Raw genomic sequence first — 15,988 nt, 5'->3', positions numbered from 1 at the left:
GAGCTTGGCGGGCGTCAACACTCCCGTCGCCCCTGCGCAGGCAGGGGCCTCAGTCGGCAAGGGCGGCATCTGGTGTGCCACAAACCTAGCGGCCCCTGCCTGCGCAGGGGCGACGAGCTAGGCGAAGGCCGGGGTCAACCGCCGCCCCTCATCTCCCCTCACCGCGAGCAGGTACATCACCGGCGTGATCACCCGGCTGAGCAGGGTCGAGCTGACCAGCCCGCCGATGATCACCCAGGCGAGCGGCGAGTAGAGCGCCGATCCGCTGAGCGCCAAGGGCAGCAGCCCGCCGATTGCGGTGACCGAGGTGAGGAGGACTGGCAGGAAGCGGATGCTGCCCGCCTTCTCGATCGCCTCGCGCAGCGGAAGCCCGCGCTCGCGCAGCTGGTGGGTGAAATCGACCAGCAGGATCGAGTTCTTGATCTCGATGCCGATCAAGGCGACGAAACCGATGATCGCGAGGAAGCTCAAGGAATTGCCGGTGAGCAGCAGCGCGATCAGCCCGCCGAAGGTGCCGAGCGGGATGACGCCTGCGACGACGATCGTCTCCTTGAACCGCCCGAATTCGAGCACCAGCACGCCGAAGACGCCGAACACCGCGAGCAGGATGACCGGCCCCAGCCCGGAGAAGTTGCGCGCCGCGGCTTCCGCCTCGCCGCCCACGCCGAAGCTGTAGCCCGGCGGCAATTCGATCGAATCGAGCCCCGCCACCACCGCCTGGTTGGCGCGCGAGGCGAGCATGCCGGGCTGGGTGAAGGCGGTGATCGTCACCGTCCGCTGCAGCTTGTAGCGGGTGATGAGCGGCGGCACGCTGACGAGCGTCGGCGTCGCGATCTGGGCCAGCGGCACCGATCCGCCCTCCAATGTCGGCACATAGACCTTGTCGAGCGCGGAGATCGGCTGGTGGCCCTCCATCGGCAGGCGCACGGTGACCGGCCAGCTGTCGCCCTCATTGTCGCGCAGCTGGCTCGCCTGCTCGCCCGATATGGCGAGGCGCAGCGCGCGGCGCGCCTCGCCCGGCGCGACGCCGAGCAGCCCCGCCTTGGCCTCGTCGAGCCCAAGGTCGAGATCGACCCGGTCGAAGCGAAGCGGATTGTCGATGTCGCGCAGGCCCGGCACGCCCGCCATCATCCGCTGCACCTCGCCCGCCAGCCGCTGGAGCACGGCGAGATCGGGCCCGCTGATGCGGATCGCCACCGGCGCCTCCAGCGGCGGGCCGTTCTCGAAATTGACCACGGTCACGCGCGCATCGGGAAAGCGGGCGAGCCGCGCGCGCATGTCGGCGAGCATCGCCGGGCTTTCGCCGACATCCCATTCGGCCATGGTGACGAAGATGTCGCCGTAGCGCGCGCGCTCCTCGCGCGGCAGGATGTTGTAGAAGATCTGCGGGTTGCCGCGCCCGGCATTCTCCATGCGGTTCACCACCGCGGGGTAATCGTCGAGGATCGCGGAGACCTGTTTCACCGCGCGGTCGGTCGCGGCGATGCTGCTCCCCTCGGGCGTCTCGACGCGGACGAGGAAATAGGGCGTCTCGGCCGCCGGGAACAGACTGAAGCCCAGCACCGGCACCAGCGCGAAGGCGCCGAAGCACAGGGCCATCGCTCCCCAGAACCAGCGCCGCGGCGCATCGAGCGCGCGGTGGAGCAGCGGCGCGTAGAGCCGCTCGATCCCTTGTGTGATCCAGCGCAGCACGCGGTTCCCCTCGGCATTTTCGGGCTTGAGGAACTTCGAGGCGACGAAGGGGATGATGGTCAGCGAAACGACCAGCGAACTCGCTACGGTGACGATCACCGCGAGCGGCAGGCCGCGGACGAAATCGCCCGACCCTTCGGGCAGGAAGGCGAGCGGCAGGAAGGCGAACAGCAGCACCCCGGTCGCGCCCAGCACCGCGGCGGAAATCTCCTTGGTCGCGGTGATCGCGGCGGTCTCCGGCGCGTCGCCGTCGCGGATATGGCGCTCGATATTCTCGGTGACGACGATCGAATCGTCGACCAGCAGGCCAAGCGAGATGATGAAGCCCGAGATGCTGATCTGGTTGAGGCTGAAGCCGAACAGCGCGAGCAGCAGCACGCCCATCGCGAGGCTGAGCGGGATCGAGATCATCACGATCAGCGACGGCCTGAGCCCCAGCGGGAACAGCGTGATCAGCACCAGCGCCAGCGCGATGGCGAAATCGCGCGCCAGCAGCGCCAGCTTCTTGGCGATGTCGTTGCTCTGGTCGAACGCGACTTCCAGCGTCATGTCGGGCGGCAGATCGGCGCGGTAGCCGTCGACCGCCGCCACCAGCGCATCGCGCAGGCTGCCCGCGTCGACCCCGTCCTTCTGCCGAACCGTCACGAACAGCGCGCGCGCGCCGTTGAAGCGGGCGATGTGGAGCTGCTCGGCCTCCGACCAGCTGACATCGGCGACGTCGCCGACGGTCAGCAGCCGTCCGTCGCCCGCGCGCACCGGCACGGCGCGAACCGCATCCAGGCTGCGATAGGCGCCGCCGGCCTCGATATTGAGCCGCCGGCTGCCCGCCTGCACCGCGCCCGCGGGCAGGTCGAGCCCGCCCTGGCGCAGCGCGTTCGCGACCGAGGAGGCGGGGATGCGCGCCTGCGCCAGCCGGTCGGCGTCGATCGCGACGCGCACCTCGGGCCGGGCAGCGCCGTCGATCGCGGTCTGGCGGACGCCGGGGACGACGTTCAGCCGGTCGCGCAGGTCCTCGGCGTACTTGACCATCCGCCGCCACGACGCGCCCTCGCTGACCAGCGCGAGCTGCAGCACCCCCGCCTCGGTGGTGCGCGGGCGGCGATAGGCGATGCGGGCGATGCCCTGCGGCAGCCGGTCGCGGATCGATCCGACCTCGCGCACCGTGCGGTCGAGCGACTGTTCGGGATCGGTCCCATGCTCGAACTCGACCGTGATGACGGCGGTGCCGTCGCTCGAGGTCGAACGGATCTCGCGGACATGGTCGAGGCCCTGCAGCACGTCCTCGATCGGCTTGGCAACGGTCTCCTCGATCTCGGCGGCATCGGCGCCGGGCAGCACCACCGTCACCACGCTCACCGGAATGGCGAAATGCGGGTCGACCGATCGCGGGATCGAGAGGAAGGCGGAGACGCCCATCGTCGCGAGCAGCAGGAAGGCGACCAGGGTCACCTGCCAGCGGCGGACGGCGAATTCGGTGATGCTCACCGGGGCAGGCCGATCGGCCGGACGACCTGGCCGGCGGCGAGCCGATCGACGCCCGACACCGCGACGATCTCACCGGGGCGGACGCCGCCGGTGACGCGGATCGCGCTGTCGCTCGTCTCGCCCAGCGTCACGCGGCGCGCGGCGACCTTGCGCGTCTTCGGATCGACGACATAGACGAAGCCCTGCCCGGCGCGCGGGGCGAACACCGCAGCCGGGGGCACCGCCAGCGCCCGGTCGGCCGGGCCGCCCGCGACGATCCGCGCGGCGCCGACCTGCCCGGACTTCAATCGCGGATCGGCGGGCAGCGCGATCTCGACCATGAAGGTGCCGGTGGCGGGATCGGCGCGCCCCGCGATCTCGATCACGCTGCCGGTGATCGGTTCGTCGCCCAGCGCGGCGATGGCGACCTCGGCCGGCGCGCCGCGCGACAGCCGCGCGGTGTCGCGGTCGGGCACCGCGAGCTTCAGGACATAGCCGCTCCCCGCCTCGCCCAGCACCACCACCGGCGTGCCGGCCTCGACCACCTGGCCGGGCTCGGCGAGGCGCGCCAGCACCACGCCGGGGCCGGGCGCCGTGATCCGCGCATTGCTCGCCTGGAAGCCGGCCGAGCGCTCATTGGCCTCCGCCGCGCGCAGCGTCGCCTCGGCGCCGTCGACCCGCTGGCGGGTGACCCAGCCCTGTTCGAGCAAGGCGGCGCTGCGGCGATATTCGCGCGCGGCGCGCACCCGTTCGGCGCGCGCCGTCGCCAGCGTCGAGGCGGTGGTGGTGGCGTCGAGCGCGGCGAGCAGCTGCCCGCGCGACACGCGGTCGCCCTCGTTCACCGCCAGCCGGGCGATGCGGCCGGGGCTGGTGAAGCCCAGCGCCGTCTCGCGCCGGAGCGCCACCGCGCCCGCCGCGGTCACCTCGCCCGCGCTGCTCGACGATCCGATCCTGGCGACGCGCACCTCGATCGGCTGCGGCTCGGGATCGGGCGCGGCGTTCGATCCGCATCCCGCCGCCAGAACCGCCACCATCACGACCCATCGCTTCATGCGCGCCTCCCGTTGGGGCGCCACTCATAGCGATATCAGTAGCATATTGAAACTGATTTTTGATGGGTCGGCGTCAGCCCTTGCCGCGCAACCAGCCGGTCATCTGGTCCCAGGTGTAGTTCATCACCAGCTCCCAGTCGCGCGCGTCCATCTGGACGATGTCGTAGAGCGCGTCGCCCGACGCCTCGCCCAGCTCGGCGAAGACGCGTGCGGGGCCGGACTTCATCCGCTGCACCAGCCGTTCGAGCCGCGGCATGATCGCGTCGAGATTGCCGCCCGAGGCGGCGAAGTCATAGACGCTCATCACCAGCGAGGCGATCGAATCGACCCCCACCGCGCCCAGCCCGATCGGGTCGAGCGAGCGGATGATCTTGAACAGCTGGCTGTTGTTGCGCGTGTTCTCCGGCACCACCGCGTCGAGCATCGATCCGATGCCCTCGACCAGCCCGGCCCAGGGGATCGCCTTGCCCATCGCATATTTGTAGATCTCCGCCGGGATCAGCGAATAATCGCCGTCGCGCGCGGCGATCGCGCAATCGATCGCCGCGGTCAGGATGCCGATCTTGCTCGCGACGCTGCCCGCGCCCGACACCAGCCGGCCCATCTTGCTGCCCGGCGCGGCGAGCGTCTCGACCACCGCCTCGAACTGCTTGCCCTTCAGCTTGGCGAGCTGGCCGGAGACCACCGCCATGTCGTGCGCGGTGAAGCCCCACTGCGCCATCTGGTGGAGCAGGCGGCCCATCACGCGGCCGTCCTCGATTCGGCCGGCGACGCCGCCCGCCGCCTTCAGCACGCCCTCGATATTGTCCTTGTAGATTTTGACCAGCGCGTCGATCCGCGAATCGGGGACGCCCTTCTGCTTCAGCTCCTGGCGGATGCCCTGCTCGACCGCCGGGCTCGACGCGCCCCCGCCGGGCAGCGGCGGCGGCGCGGGCGGCGCGGTGTAGGTCAGCCGGTTGGCCGGATCATTGAGCGCCGCGATGGTCTTGCCGCGCGGATCGACCCGCCCGTCGGGCATCGGCAGCCGCATCGGGTTCTTCTGGAAGGCGAGGATCGCGGCGATCGTCTTGGGCCCGCACTTGCCGTCGACCACCAGCTTGGTGCCCACCGACATGCGATCGTTGATCAGCGACTGGACGTTCTTCACGTCCTGCGGAACGTTGCGCGCCATCGCACCCTGGCCGACCGGTGCGTTGATTCCAAGCGACATCATCAGAGCCATGCGTCTTCCCCCCGAGGAATTGATTCACGACGACCCGGCGGCCCTGATGGGCTCTGTCAGCTGGCGATCTCCTGCCACGAAAGCGGCGGACTGCGCCAGCCCTATGTCAGTTCTTGATCTTCCAGCCCGATTTCAACAGCATATAGGCAAGCACCGCGAGGACCAGATTGATGACGAGCAGCAATATCGCGCCGAAGGTCACGGGCGAATCGGCGACGCCGATAAAGCCGTAGCGGAAGCCCGAGATCACGTAGAAGAATGGGTTGGCGTGGCTGATCGTCTGGAACAAGGGCGCCAGCCGGTCGACCGAATAGAAGGTGCCCGACAGGAGCGCGAGCGGCGCGACGACGAAGTTTGTCACCGCCGCGGCGTGATCGAACTTCTCCGCCCAGATCGAGGTCAGCACGCCCAGCAACGCCAGCATCACCGCGCCCATCAGCCCGAACCACAGGGCGGCGAGCGGATGCTCGGGCGTCACCGACACCCCCGGCCATAAGACCATCGCCAGCCACACCGCCCCGCCGACAAGGAAGGCGCGCGTCACCGCCCCCGCCGCCAGCGCGGCGAGCAGTTCGGCGGTCGATAGCGGCGGCATCAGATAATCGACGATGGTCCCCTGGATCTTGCCGACCAGGAGCGAGAAGCTCGCATTGGCGAAGGCGTTCTGCATCATCGCCATCACGATGAGGCCGGGCGCGATGAAATCGGCGAAGTGCACGCCCAATATGTCGGCCCTGCCCGCCCCGCCCAGCGCGACGGTGAAGATGGCGAGGAACAGCAGCGTCGTCACCGCCGGCGCCCAGATCGTCTGGAGCTGCACCTTGAAGAAGCGGCGCACCTCCTTCACATAGAGGGTGCCTAGCCCGCCCCAGTTGACCGATCGGATGATCGGCTCGCCGGGGTGTGCGCGAATCGAACTCCCGCGCGGGGGCAGTTGGGGCTGGCCGTCCATGGCGGCATCGCCTATCGGCTGCCCGCGCGCCCCGCAAGCCATCTAAGGACACCCAATGAGCTGGACCGACGAACGCATCGATCAACTGAAGTCGATGTGGGAAAAGGGCATGACCGCCAGCCAGATCGCCGACGAGCTGGGCGGCGTCAGCCGCAACGCGGTGATCGGCAAGGCGCACCGGCTGGGGCTGCAGTCGCGCCCGTCGCCGGTGAAGGCGGCCGAGCCGGTCAAGCCCGCGCCCAAGCCGGCGGCGGAGGCCAAGCCCAAGCCCGCGGCGGCGCCCCCGCCCCCTGCGCCCAAGCCGCAGCCCGCGCCCGCGGCGCCCCCCGCCCCCGTCGCGGCAGAGGCCGAAGCGCCCGCGCGCGCGGAGCCGCAGCTCCGCTCGGTCGGCCCCGGCGGCTTCGTCCGCCAGGGCCCCGGCGACCAGCAGCCGCCGATCCCGCCCGCGCCGCCGCGCCGCCTGGTGCCCGCGCGCCCCAGCCCGGAGATCGCCGACAAGACCAGCCTGCTCGACCTCAACGACCGCATCTGCAAATGGCCGCTCGGCCATCCGGGCGAGCCCGATTTCCACTTCTGCGGAGAGAAGGTGAACCCCGGCTTCCCCTATTGCGTGCAGCATTGCGGCCACGCCTATCAGGCGCAGCTCCCCCGCCGCGACCGCCGCCCGCCCCCGCCGCTCCCCTTCGGCGGCCCCAGGGTGCGGTGAGGGCAAGAACAAGATAACACCCCTCCCTTGAAAGGGAGGGGGAGAAGCAGATCCGCCTCTAATCCACGAACACCGCCTTGCGCTTCGCCATGTTGGCGGCGACCGCCTCCATCATGTTGGGCTTGCCGATCACCTTGACCTGCTCCTCGGTCTCCGCCTCCAGCATCGCCTTGGGATCGGCGTCGTGCGCCATGTTGCACAGCCTTTTGGCGCCGCGGATCGCGTGCGGGCTGCGGCCGGCGATCGTCCGCGCCAGCGCCATAGCCGCTTCGCGCGGATCGTCGGCGATCCGCGTGACGAAGCCGTGCGCCAGCGCCTCCTCGGCGTCGAACTCGCGCGCGGTATAGGTCAGCTCGCGCAGCACGTCGTCGCGCACCAGCGTCCGCCACAGCGGGAAGCCCGCCATGTCGGGCACCAGCCCCCAATGGGCCTCGCGGATGGCGAAGCGCGTCCCCGGCGCGGCGATGCGGATATCGGCGCCCGACATGATCTGGAAGCCGCCGCCGAACGCCACGCCGTGCACCGCGGCGATCACCGGCATGGGCAGGTTGCGCCAGCCCCAGGAGACGTGCTGCGGCAGGATCGCGCCCTGATCGTTGCGCCCGCGCGCCGACAGGCCCGATCCGCCGGCCGCCATGCTCGCCATGTCGAGCCCCGCACAGAACGCCCGCCCCTCGCCCGACAGCACCGCGCAGCGCACCTCGGCCCGCCCCGCCAGCGAATCGATCGCCGCGCCGATCGCTTCGAACATCGCCGGATCGAGCGCGTTCATCTTGTCCGCGCGGTTCAGCCGCACATCGGCGATGCCGTCCGAAACGGCGATCGTCACCCGGTCTTCGGACATCCGCTCTCTCCCATACCCGTTTTGCGAAAACCGTAGCCGCGGGCGCGTCCGGCGTCGAGAGAGCATTGCCCGCGGCCTCGCCCCGCCCTATGCGCCGCAGCGATGGCCGAGACACCCAGCTTCGCGTTCGATCCGGCGCGCTTCTTCGATGGCGGCGCGCGCGGCCATGGCGGCGCGCTCGGCATCGGCTACCACGCGCATGGCGAGGACTGGGCCGAGCTGACCCTCCCTTATGACGCGCGGCTGATCGGCGATGTCGCCACCGGCGTAATCGCCTCCGGTCCGATCCTGACGCTGATGGACATGGCGACCAGCGTGTCGATCTGGCTCAAGCTCGGCAGCTTCCGCCCGCAGGCGACGCTCGACCTGCGCGTCGACTATCTGCGCCCCGCGACCCCGGGCCGGACGGTGATCGGCCGCGGCGAATGCTATCGCATCACCCGCTCGATCGCCTTCATCCGCGGCGTCGCGCATGACGGCGACGCCGCCGATCCGCTCGCCCATGTCGCCGGCACCTACATGTTCCTGGACGCGCCCGAATGACCCTGCCGCCCTATGCCGAGTTCCTGGGCCTGACCGTCGCGCGCGACGCCGGCGGTGCGACGCTCATCACCATGCCGTTCGCGCATGCCGTGACCGGCCGGCCGGGTTTCCTCCACGGCGGCGCGATCGGCGGCCTCTTGGAGATGGCGGCGGTGGTCGCGCTCGCCGATGCGCTCGGCATCGAATTCGATGCGACGCGGATCAAGCCGGTCAACGTCACGGTCGATTACATGCGCGGCGGGCGCGAGAAGGAGACGCGCGCGCAGGGGACCGTCACCCGCCTGGGCACCCGCGTCGCCAATGTCGAGGCGCATGCCTGGCAGGACGACGCCGCCAAGCCCATCGCCGCCGCCCGGATGAACTATCTGCTCGTGCGGTAAACCGCGCCCCCGCCTTAATTTTATGGTGAGGGATCGCACGGTAGTCCTGCGCCGTGATCTTCCTGACGAACCTCGCAGGCTATCTGGCCGCCTATTCCTGGATGGTGGTGTTCACCCTCGCGGCGATCACCGCGATCGAGCTTCTCGTTCCGCGCGAGAGCCAGTCGCTGTCCGGCAGGCTCGTCGGGCTGATGTTCTGGGCACTGTGGGTGCCGGTGACTGCGACGATGTTCGGCGGTTTCCACCGGTTATGGACGGAGGCCGGCGTCGAGCCGCTGATCGTGCTGCCGCTGCGCATGGAATGGGCCGGGGTGCTGGCCGGCGTCGCCGCGCCGCTCGCCGCCGCAGCCGTCGCCGATTTCTTCTTCTACTGGTGCCACCGCGCGCAGCACAGGTGGTTCTGGCGCTTCCACGCGGTCCATCATTCGATCCGCGAGCTCAACGCGGTCAATTCCTATCATCATGTGACCGAACCGGTCTTCCAGACGGTGATGATCCTGCTGCCGATGAGCCTGATCGTGTCCGACGCCGGCATCGCCGCGCCGGCGATGGTGGTGGCGCTGAAGCTCCACGCGTCGTTCATCCACTCGCCGTCGCGCTGGCATTTCGGGCCGCTGCGCGGCCTCTTCGTCGACAACCGCTTCCACCGCATCCACCATTCGGTCGAGCCGCGGCACTTCGACCGGAATTTCGGCGCGTTCACGACGCTTTGGGATCGCCTGTTCGGCACCGCGCATTTCCCCGGGCGGAACGAATGGCCCGCGGTCGGGATCGCCGGCGTCGATCAGCCGCGAACCCTGCGCGAGTGGCTCGCCATGCCCTCCGATCGCCGCGCCGATAGCGACCCCACACAGGACCTCAACGCCGCGCCGACATCCGCTTGAGCTGCCCCGCCGGCCCGGCGGGACTTGGGGTTCACGAAGGCGCGAAGGCGCGAAGAAGAAGGGGCTCGCGCAGAGACGCGGAGACGCAGAGAGGTGGTTCTGCCGCGTCAGCGGCTCTCATCTTTTCGCAGGGTTCCGCTTGCCGCGACGTAGCGAGGTGAAGTGCGCTTCGCGCAGGGTTCGGCATCTCTGCGTCTCCGCGTCTCTGCGTGAACCCCTTCTTCTTTCTTCTTCGCGCCTCCGCGCCTTCGCGTGAACCAATCTTTTCGAACGTCGACACCTCGCGGAGCTGTCCAGTTTGCGTCCATCTCGTCGCCCTGCGCATGCAGGGACGACAAGAAATTGGCAGGCAAATCAGGACAAGCCCTACGAAGGCCGCGTCAGCTTGAGCAGTTGTCCCGCGCCGCCGTCCTCGCCGTCCTCGAGCAGCCAGATCGCGCCGTCGGGCCCCTGCTCGACCTCGCGGATGCGCTCGCCCATGTCCCACTGGTCGCCCTTCGCCGCGTTGGTGCCGTCGATGTCGACGCGGATCAGCGCCTGCGAGGAAAGCCCGCCGATGAAGGCATCGCCCTTCCAATCGGGGAACATGTCGCCCGAATAGATGATGAGGCCGCCGGGCGAGATCACCGGGGTCCAGTTGACCTTGTACTTCTCGAACTCGGGCCGCGTGTCGTGGTCGGGGATGTCGCGGCCGTCATAATGGCTGCCGTCGGAGACGATCGGATAGCCGTAGTTGCGCCCCGGCAGGATCAGGTTCAGCTCGTCGCCGCCCTTGGGCCCCATCTCCTGCTCCCACAGATTGCCCGCCGCGTCGAAGGCGATCCCCAGCAGGTTGCGGTGGCCATAGCTCCACACCGCCGGGTGGAAGCCCTTGGCGGCGAGCGGATTGCCCGCCGCGGGCGTGCCGTCCAGGTTCAGGCGCAGCACCTTGCCCAGCGTCGCCTTGGGATCCTGCGCAGGGTCGAACTTCTGGCGCTCGCCATTGGTGAAGAACAGATATCGGCCGTCGGGCGAAAAGGCGATGCGGCCCGAATAATGGCCGCTCCCTGAAACGAACGGGGTCGCGGTGAAGATCGTCTGGACATTCTCCAGCGCCGCCCGCCTGCTCCGTTCCGCCAGCGTGCCCCGCGCCAGCAGCACGCCCTTGCCGCCCGGCCCGGTCGCCGAATAGCTGAAATAGACGGTGCGGTTCTGCGCGAAATCCGGATGCAGCACGACATCCATCAGACCGCCCTGCCCGTCGCTGTCCACCGCCGGAATGCCCGATACCGGCGTCTTGGTCTTGCCGTCGGCGGAGACCAGCAGCATCTGTCCGGCCTTCTCGGTCACCAGCATCCGCCCGTCGGGCAGGAAGGTCATCGCCCAGGGCGAGGCGAACTGGGCGACGGGCGTGACGAAGAAGGGCTTGCCGTCCGTCGCCTGCGCCGGCGCGGTGGCGGCGTTGGCCGATGCGGCGTTGGCCGAGGCATCGGGGCCGGAGGCGTTGCAGGCGGCGGCGCTGGCAAGGGCCAGGATGGCGAAGGCGGTCTTCATCGGGCGATCTCCGGTGCGGGTTTGCTCTCGAACGCGTGGATAGATGCCCGGTTGCCGGCGTCTGTCCACCATTGATTGACTCTGAACCGAATAGCGGGACGCGGCGGAACGGATCGGCAGCCGAAAAAATTGGTTCACGCGAAGGCGCGGAGGCGCGAAGAAGAAGAAGGGGGGGTCACGCAGAGACGCGTAGACGCAGAGATGCCGAACCCTGCGCGAAGCGCATGTCACCTCGCTACGTTGCGGCAAGCGGGCCCCTGCGAAAAGATGAGAGCCGCTGACGCGGCAGAACCACCTCTCTGCGCCTCCGCGTCTCTGCGCGAACCAATTTCCCTTCTTCTTCGCGCCTTCGCGTGAACCAATCTCCCTTCTTCTTCGCGCCTTCGCGCCTTCGCGTGAACCAACCTCCTACTTCTTCTCCGCGTCTCCGCGCCTCCGCGTGAACCAATCTTGCTTCGCCTCCGCGCCTCCCGCGTGAACCAGCCTTCTCGAATGCCGATCCGTCCTAAGCCGCGACGCTCGCGACGTCGCGGCGCAGGCAGTTGCGGCCGTCGGCCTTGGCCGCGTAAAGCGCCGCGTCGGCGCTGTTGTACAGCGCCCGCCACTCCGCCTCGCTGAGGCTGGAGCCGCTCGCCTCGCCCGCGCTCGCGGTGATCTTCGAACGGATCGGCATGGGGGCGTAGGCGATCGTCAGGATCAGCGTCTCGCCCAGCCTGTCCGGGCTGCCGTCGACCGGCAGCAATATGGCGAACTCCTCGCCGCCCAGCCGCCCGACCAGCGCGGCTTCGGGCGTGTTGGTGCGCAGCAGGCGGGCGATCTCGACCAGCACCCAGTCCCCCGCCTCGTGCCCGAACCGGTCGTTGACCGTCTTGAACCGGTCGATGTCGATCAGGATCAGCCGCTGGTCGCCCTCGCGGTCATGCGCCTGCTCCAGGAAGGCGCGGCGGTTGAGCAGCCCGGTCAGCGGATCGGTGTCGGCCAAATGCTGCAGCATCGCGCGCATCGCCTGCGCGTCGTCGCGCTCGTCGCGGATGGTGCGGATGCGCGCGGCGATGCCCATCGCGCTCAGCACCATCTCCAGCGCCATCACGGCGAAGGGGCTGACGTCCATCAGCGGCCCGTCCGCGGCGATCGCGCCGATGCCCCACAGCGTGCGGAACGCGGCGAAGCCCAGCGGTATGGTCCAGGCGATGATGAAATAGCGCACCGCGCGGCTGCGGTTGGCGAGCGCGAAGCCGACGCAGGCGACGATCATCGCCATGGTCGCGAGCAGCCCCAGATAGGTGGCGAGGTCGATCGTCGCGCGCTGCGCCGCGCCCGGCAGCAGCCGCAGCAGCGATGCGATCACCGCGATGCTGGCGGCGGCCAGCGTGACGCGTCTCAGCCAGCGGGGAATCGTGTTGGATTCGACGAAGGCGAACAGGAACAGGGGCACGGCGGCGATGATCAGCGACAGGCTCAGGAAATTGCCGGCGATCTGCTGATTGACGGACAGTCCGGGGATGGCCAGCCGGATCAGCCCGGACCAGAACACGCCGAACATCACCATGGCGAGGCCCACCAGGCAATAGAACAGGATGAAGCGATAGCGCAGCGCCCACCACAGCAGCAGGTTGTAGGCCAGCATGGCGATGATCGCGCCGCCGAACAGCCCGTATGCCAGGTGGTGCCCGGCCTCGTAGCCCAGATTGGTGCTGCGCGTCTCCAGCCGGGCGCGCTTGGCGAGGCCCAGGCGGTTCTCGAACCCGGTCGCCTGCACCAGTATCTCGGTCAGCGGAACGGGGCGGTAGGGCACGGCGAAATACAGGTCGTTGGGCGCCATCGGCCGCACCGCCTCGTCGCGCGCGGTGGGCGATTGCAGCACCACGCCGTCGGCATAACGGAAATAGATGCGCTCGAAGTCGGATCGCGCCTGGCGGTGGGAGAATTCCAGCGGGTCGCCCGGCCGCGCGGTCGCCGAAAGCCCGCCGAACAGCACGAACGAGACGCGGCCCTCGGGCTTCTCCAGCGCCTTGGTGCAAGGGGGCGGCGGGCTGGCGATGATGCTGCGCGGATCCGCCCCCGCCGGCGCGTAGAAGGCGCAGCCCGCCGCGTCGATCGATCCGGGCGCCTGCGCGCGGGCCAGCGCGGCGCAAAAGGCGGAGGTTGCGAGGACGCAGACCAGAAGCGCGACGCGCAGAAGAATCACTCGGCCCCCTTGCGACCGCTGCTCCCCGAACGGCCTTCAGCCTTGATTAACCAATCGAAACGGCCTTGTCGAACCCGAGGCTTGCCGATCCTCGCGCGGTGATCTATATCCGGCGTGCTTCTCGACATCGTTACACATGATCGAGGCTGGGGCGCTCCGCTCCGGCTCGCGGAAGCGCATCTATGGAACACCGCCTTGGCCGAACTCGAAGCCCGTCTGACCGAACTGATCGAACCCGAAGCGCGCGCGCTCGGCTTCGATCTCGTGCGCGTCAAGCTGTTCGGCGGCGCGGGCGATCGCACGCTGCAGGTGATGGCCGAGCGGCCCGACACGCGCCAGCTGACGATCGACGACTGCGCCGATCTGTCGCGCCGCATCTCGGACGTGCTCGACGAGAAGGACCCGATCGACGACGCCTATCGGCTGGAGGTCAGCTCGCCCGGCATCGACCGCCCGCTCACCCGCCTCAAGGATTTCGAGGATTGGAAGGGGCATGAGGCGCGCATCACCCTCGCCGAGCCGGTCGACGGCCGCAAGCAGCTGACCGGCGATCTCGCCGGCACGGATCGTGACGATAGCGTAACGATATACGTGCGAGGTCATGGCCTCACAAGCGTGAACTTCGAGAAGATTGCCAGCGCCAAGCTGCTGCTCACCGACCGCCTGATCGCCGCCACCCAACCGCTCTCGTCGGAGGGCGCCGAAGAATTCGAAACAGAGGACCAGGACTGATGGCCACCGCCGTTACCGCCAACCGCGCCGAGCTGATCGCGATCGCCGATTCGGTCGCCAAGGAGAAGCTGATCGACAAGGGCATCGTCATCGAGGCGATGGAGGACGCGATCCAGCGCGCCGCCCGCGCGCGTTACGGCGCGGAGAACGACATCCGCGCCAAGCTCGATCCCAACACCGGCGATCTCCGCCTGTGGCGCGTGGTCGAGGTGGTCGAGGCGGTCGACGACTATTTCAAGCAGGTCGATCTGAAGGGCGCGCAGAAGCTGCAGAAGGACGCGGTGGTCGGCGATTTCATCGTCGATCCGCTGCCCCCGATCGAATTCGGCCGCATCGCCGCGCAGGCCGCCAAGCAGGTGATCTTCCAGAAGGTCCGCGACGCCGAGCGCGAGCGCCAGTATGAGGAGTTCAAGGACCGCGCCGGCGAGATCATCACCGGCGTCGTCAAGCGCGTCGAGTTCGGCCATGTCGTGGTCGATCTCGGCCGCGCCGAGGGCGTCATCCGCCGCGACCAGCAGATCCCGCGCGAGGTGGTCCGCGTCGGCGACCGTGTCCGTTCGCTGATCCTGCGCGTCGTGCGCGAGAACCGGGGTCCGCAGATCTTCCTCAGCCGCGCGCACCCCGATTTCATGAAGAAGCTGTTCGCGCAGGAAGTGCCCGAAATCTACGACGGCATCATCGAGATCAAGGCGGCGGCGCGCGATCCGGGCAGCCGCGCCAAGATCGGCGTGATCAGCCGCGACAGCTCGATCGATCCGGTCGGCGCGTGCGTCGGCATGAAGGGCAGCCGCGTCCAGGCGGTCGTCCAGGAGATGCAGGGCGAGAAGATCGACATCATCCCCTGGTCGGAGGACACCGCCACCTTCGTCGTCAACGCGCTGCAGCCCGCCTCGGTCAGCCGCGTCGTCATCGACGAGGAGGAGGACCGCATCGAGGTGGTGGTTCCCGATGACCAGCTCTCCCTCGCCATCGGCCGCCGCGGGCAGAATGTCCGCCTGGCGAGCCAGCTGACCGGCAAGGGGATCGACATTCTGACCGAGGCCGACGCCAGCGAGAAGCGCCAGCGCGAGTTCGTCGAGCGTTCCGAGATGTTCCAGCAGGAGCTGGACGTCGACGAGACGCTGGCGCAGCTGCTGGTCGCCGAAGGCTTCGGCGAGCTCGAGGAGGTCGCCTATGTCGAGATCGACGAGCTTGCGTCGATCGAGGGCTTCGACGAGGAGCTCGGCCAGGAGCTGCAGAGCCGCGCGCAGGAAGCGCTCGAGCGCCGCGAAGAGGCCAATCGCGAGGCGCGCCGCGCGCTGGGCGTAGAGGACGCGCTGGCCGAGATGCCCTATCTGACCGAGGCGATGCTGGTCACGCTGGGCAAGGCGGGCATCAGGACGCTCGACGATCTCGCCGACCTCGCCACCGACGAGCTGATCCAGAAGCGCCGCGCCGAACCGCGCCGCCGCCCCGAGGGCGCGCCCTCGCGCCCCGAGGACAAGGGCGGCGTGCTCGGCGAGTACGGCCTGAGCGAAGATCAGGGCAACGAGATCATCATGGCCGCGCGCGCGCACTGGTTCGAGGACGAGCCCGAAGCGGCAACCGGGGAGGACGCGCATGCGGAATCCTCGCAATGAGACGCTAGTCGAAAACAGCCGGGCGATGTTCCTAAGCCCCTCCCCTTCAGGGGAGGGGTTGGGGGTGGGGGATGTCTCACCGAGACCGCCGCTCGCGGACAGGGCCCCCCCCCCCCCCCCCCCCCCCGGGGGGGGGGGGGGGCGGGCGGGACCGGCACCGCCCGCGCGCCCGGCCGG

At 69.2% G+C, this 15,988-nt stretch carries 13 protein-coding genes; 6 read left to right on the top strand and 7 right to left on the bottom strand.

Annotated elements, in window-relative coordinates; all coding sequences use genetic code 11:
• Positions 1 to 117: 117 nt before the first annotated feature.
• The 4 genes from D1610_RS04460 to D1610_RS04445 form a co-directional block, all read right to left on the bottom strand.
• Positions 118 to 3,177, bottom strand: a complete 3,060-nt coding sequence (locus D1610_RS04460; RefSeq protein ID WP_118862866.1) for an efflux RND transporter permease subunit — start codon at positions 3,175 to 3,177, stop codon at positions 118 to 120.
• Positions 3,174 to 4,208: an efflux RND transporter periplasmic adaptor subunit gene (locus tag D1610_RS04455; RefSeq protein WP_118862865.1), complete on the bottom strand. Its 1,035-nt coding sequence runs from the start codon at positions 4,206 to 4,208 to the stop codon at positions 3,174 to 3,176. The genes D1610_RS04460 and D1610_RS04455 overlap by 4 nt, the downstream gene beginning before the upstream one ends.
• Positions 4,209 to 4,281: 73 nt before the next feature.
• Positions 4,282 to 5,430, bottom strand: coding sequence for a peptidoglycan-binding domain-containing protein (locus tag D1610_RS04450; RefSeq protein ID WP_118862864.1), 1,149 nt, complete (start codon positions 5,428 to 5,430; stop codon positions 4,282 to 4,284).
• A gap of 106 nt (positions 5,431 to 5,536) precedes the next feature.
• Entirely contained in the window at positions 5,537 to 6,382 is an 846-nt protein-coding gene (locus D1610_RS04445; protein WP_118862863.1) for an ABC transporter permease, read from the bottom strand.
• 55 nt (positions 6,383 to 6,437) lie between these two features.
• Here D1610_RS04445 and D1610_RS04440 point away from each other — a divergent pair, with 55 nt between their 5' ends.
• Positions 6,438 to 7,088, top strand: a complete 651-nt coding sequence (locus D1610_RS04440; RefSeq protein WP_118862862.1) for a GcrA family cell cycle regulator — start codon at positions 6,438 to 6,440, stop codon at positions 7,086 to 7,088.
• A gap of 58 nt (positions 7,089 to 7,146) precedes the next feature.
• Here the strand turns inward: D1610_RS04440 and D1610_RS04435 are convergent, their stop codons facing one another.
• On the bottom strand, positions 7,147 to 7,932 hold the full coding sequence (locus D1610_RS04435) for a crotonase/enoyl-CoA hydratase family protein (protein ID WP_118862861.1): 786 nt from the start codon (positions 7,930 to 7,932) through the stop codon (positions 7,147 to 7,149).
• A 102-nt stretch (positions 7,933 to 8,034) separates the two neighbouring features.
• Between D1610_RS04435 and D1610_RS04430 the strand changes: the two genes are divergently transcribed.
• The 3 genes from D1610_RS04430 to D1610_RS04420 are packed head-to-tail and all read left to right on the top strand — an operon-like array spanning position 8,035 to position 9,739.
• Positions 8,035 to 8,475, top strand: coding sequence for a PaaI family thioesterase (locus tag D1610_RS04430; protein WP_118862860.1), 441 nt, complete (start codon positions 8,035 to 8,037; stop codon positions 8,473 to 8,475).
• The gene (locus D1610_RS04425; protein ID WP_118862859.1) at positions 8,472 to 8,855 is read left to right on the top strand and encodes a PaaI family thioesterase; all 384 of its coding nucleotides are present in this window, start codon (positions 8,472 to 8,474) and stop codon (positions 8,853 to 8,855) included. The genes D1610_RS04430 and D1610_RS04425 overlap by 4 nt, the downstream gene beginning before the upstream one ends.
• Before the next feature lie 53 nt (positions 8,856 to 8,908).
• A complete protein-coding gene (locus D1610_RS04420; protein ID WP_118862858.1) occupies positions 8,909 to 9,739 on the top strand; it encodes a sterol desaturase family protein in 831 nt (276 codons plus the stop codon).
• 366 nt (positions 9,740 to 10,105) lie between these two features.
• Here D1610_RS04420 and D1610_RS04415 read toward each other — a convergent pair whose 3' ends face one another.
• Positions 10,106 to 11,272 (bottom strand): PQQ-dependent sugar dehydrogenase, encoded by a 1,167-nt coding sequence (locus D1610_RS04415; protein WP_118862857.1) that lies wholly within the window; start codon positions 11,270 to 11,272, stop codon positions 10,106 to 10,108.
• Between the two features lie 505 nt (positions 11,273 to 11,777).
• On the bottom strand, positions 11,778 to 13,460 hold the full coding sequence (locus tag D1610_RS04410) for a sensor domain-containing diguanylate cyclase (RefSeq protein ID WP_118862856.1): 1,683 nt from the start codon (positions 13,458 to 13,460) through the stop codon (positions 11,778 to 11,780).
• A gap of 195 nt (positions 13,461 to 13,655) precedes the next feature.
• Between D1610_RS04410 and rimP the strand changes: the two genes are divergently transcribed.
• A complete protein-coding gene (gene rimP / locus D1610_RS04405; protein ID WP_118862855.1) occupies positions 13,656 to 14,192 on the top strand; it encodes a ribosome maturation protein RimP in 537 nt (178 codons plus the stop codon).
• Positions 14,192 to 15,811, top strand: coding sequence for a transcription termination factor NusA (gene nusA / locus D1610_RS04400; protein WP_118862854.1), 1,620 nt, complete (start codon positions 14,192 to 14,194; stop codon positions 15,809 to 15,811). Before rimP ends, nusA begins: the two co-directional genes overlap by 1 nt.
• The last annotated feature ends 177 nt before the right edge of the window (positions 15,812 to 15,988 follow it).

It is taken from the genome of Sphingomonas gilva (assembly GCF_003515075.1).
In the GTDB taxonomy this organism is placed as follows: Bacteria; Pseudomonadota; Alphaproteobacteria; order Sphingomonadales; family Sphingomonadaceae; genus Sphingomonas; species Sphingomonas gilva.
This window is presented reverse-complemented; position numbering and strand designations above follow the sequence as displayed.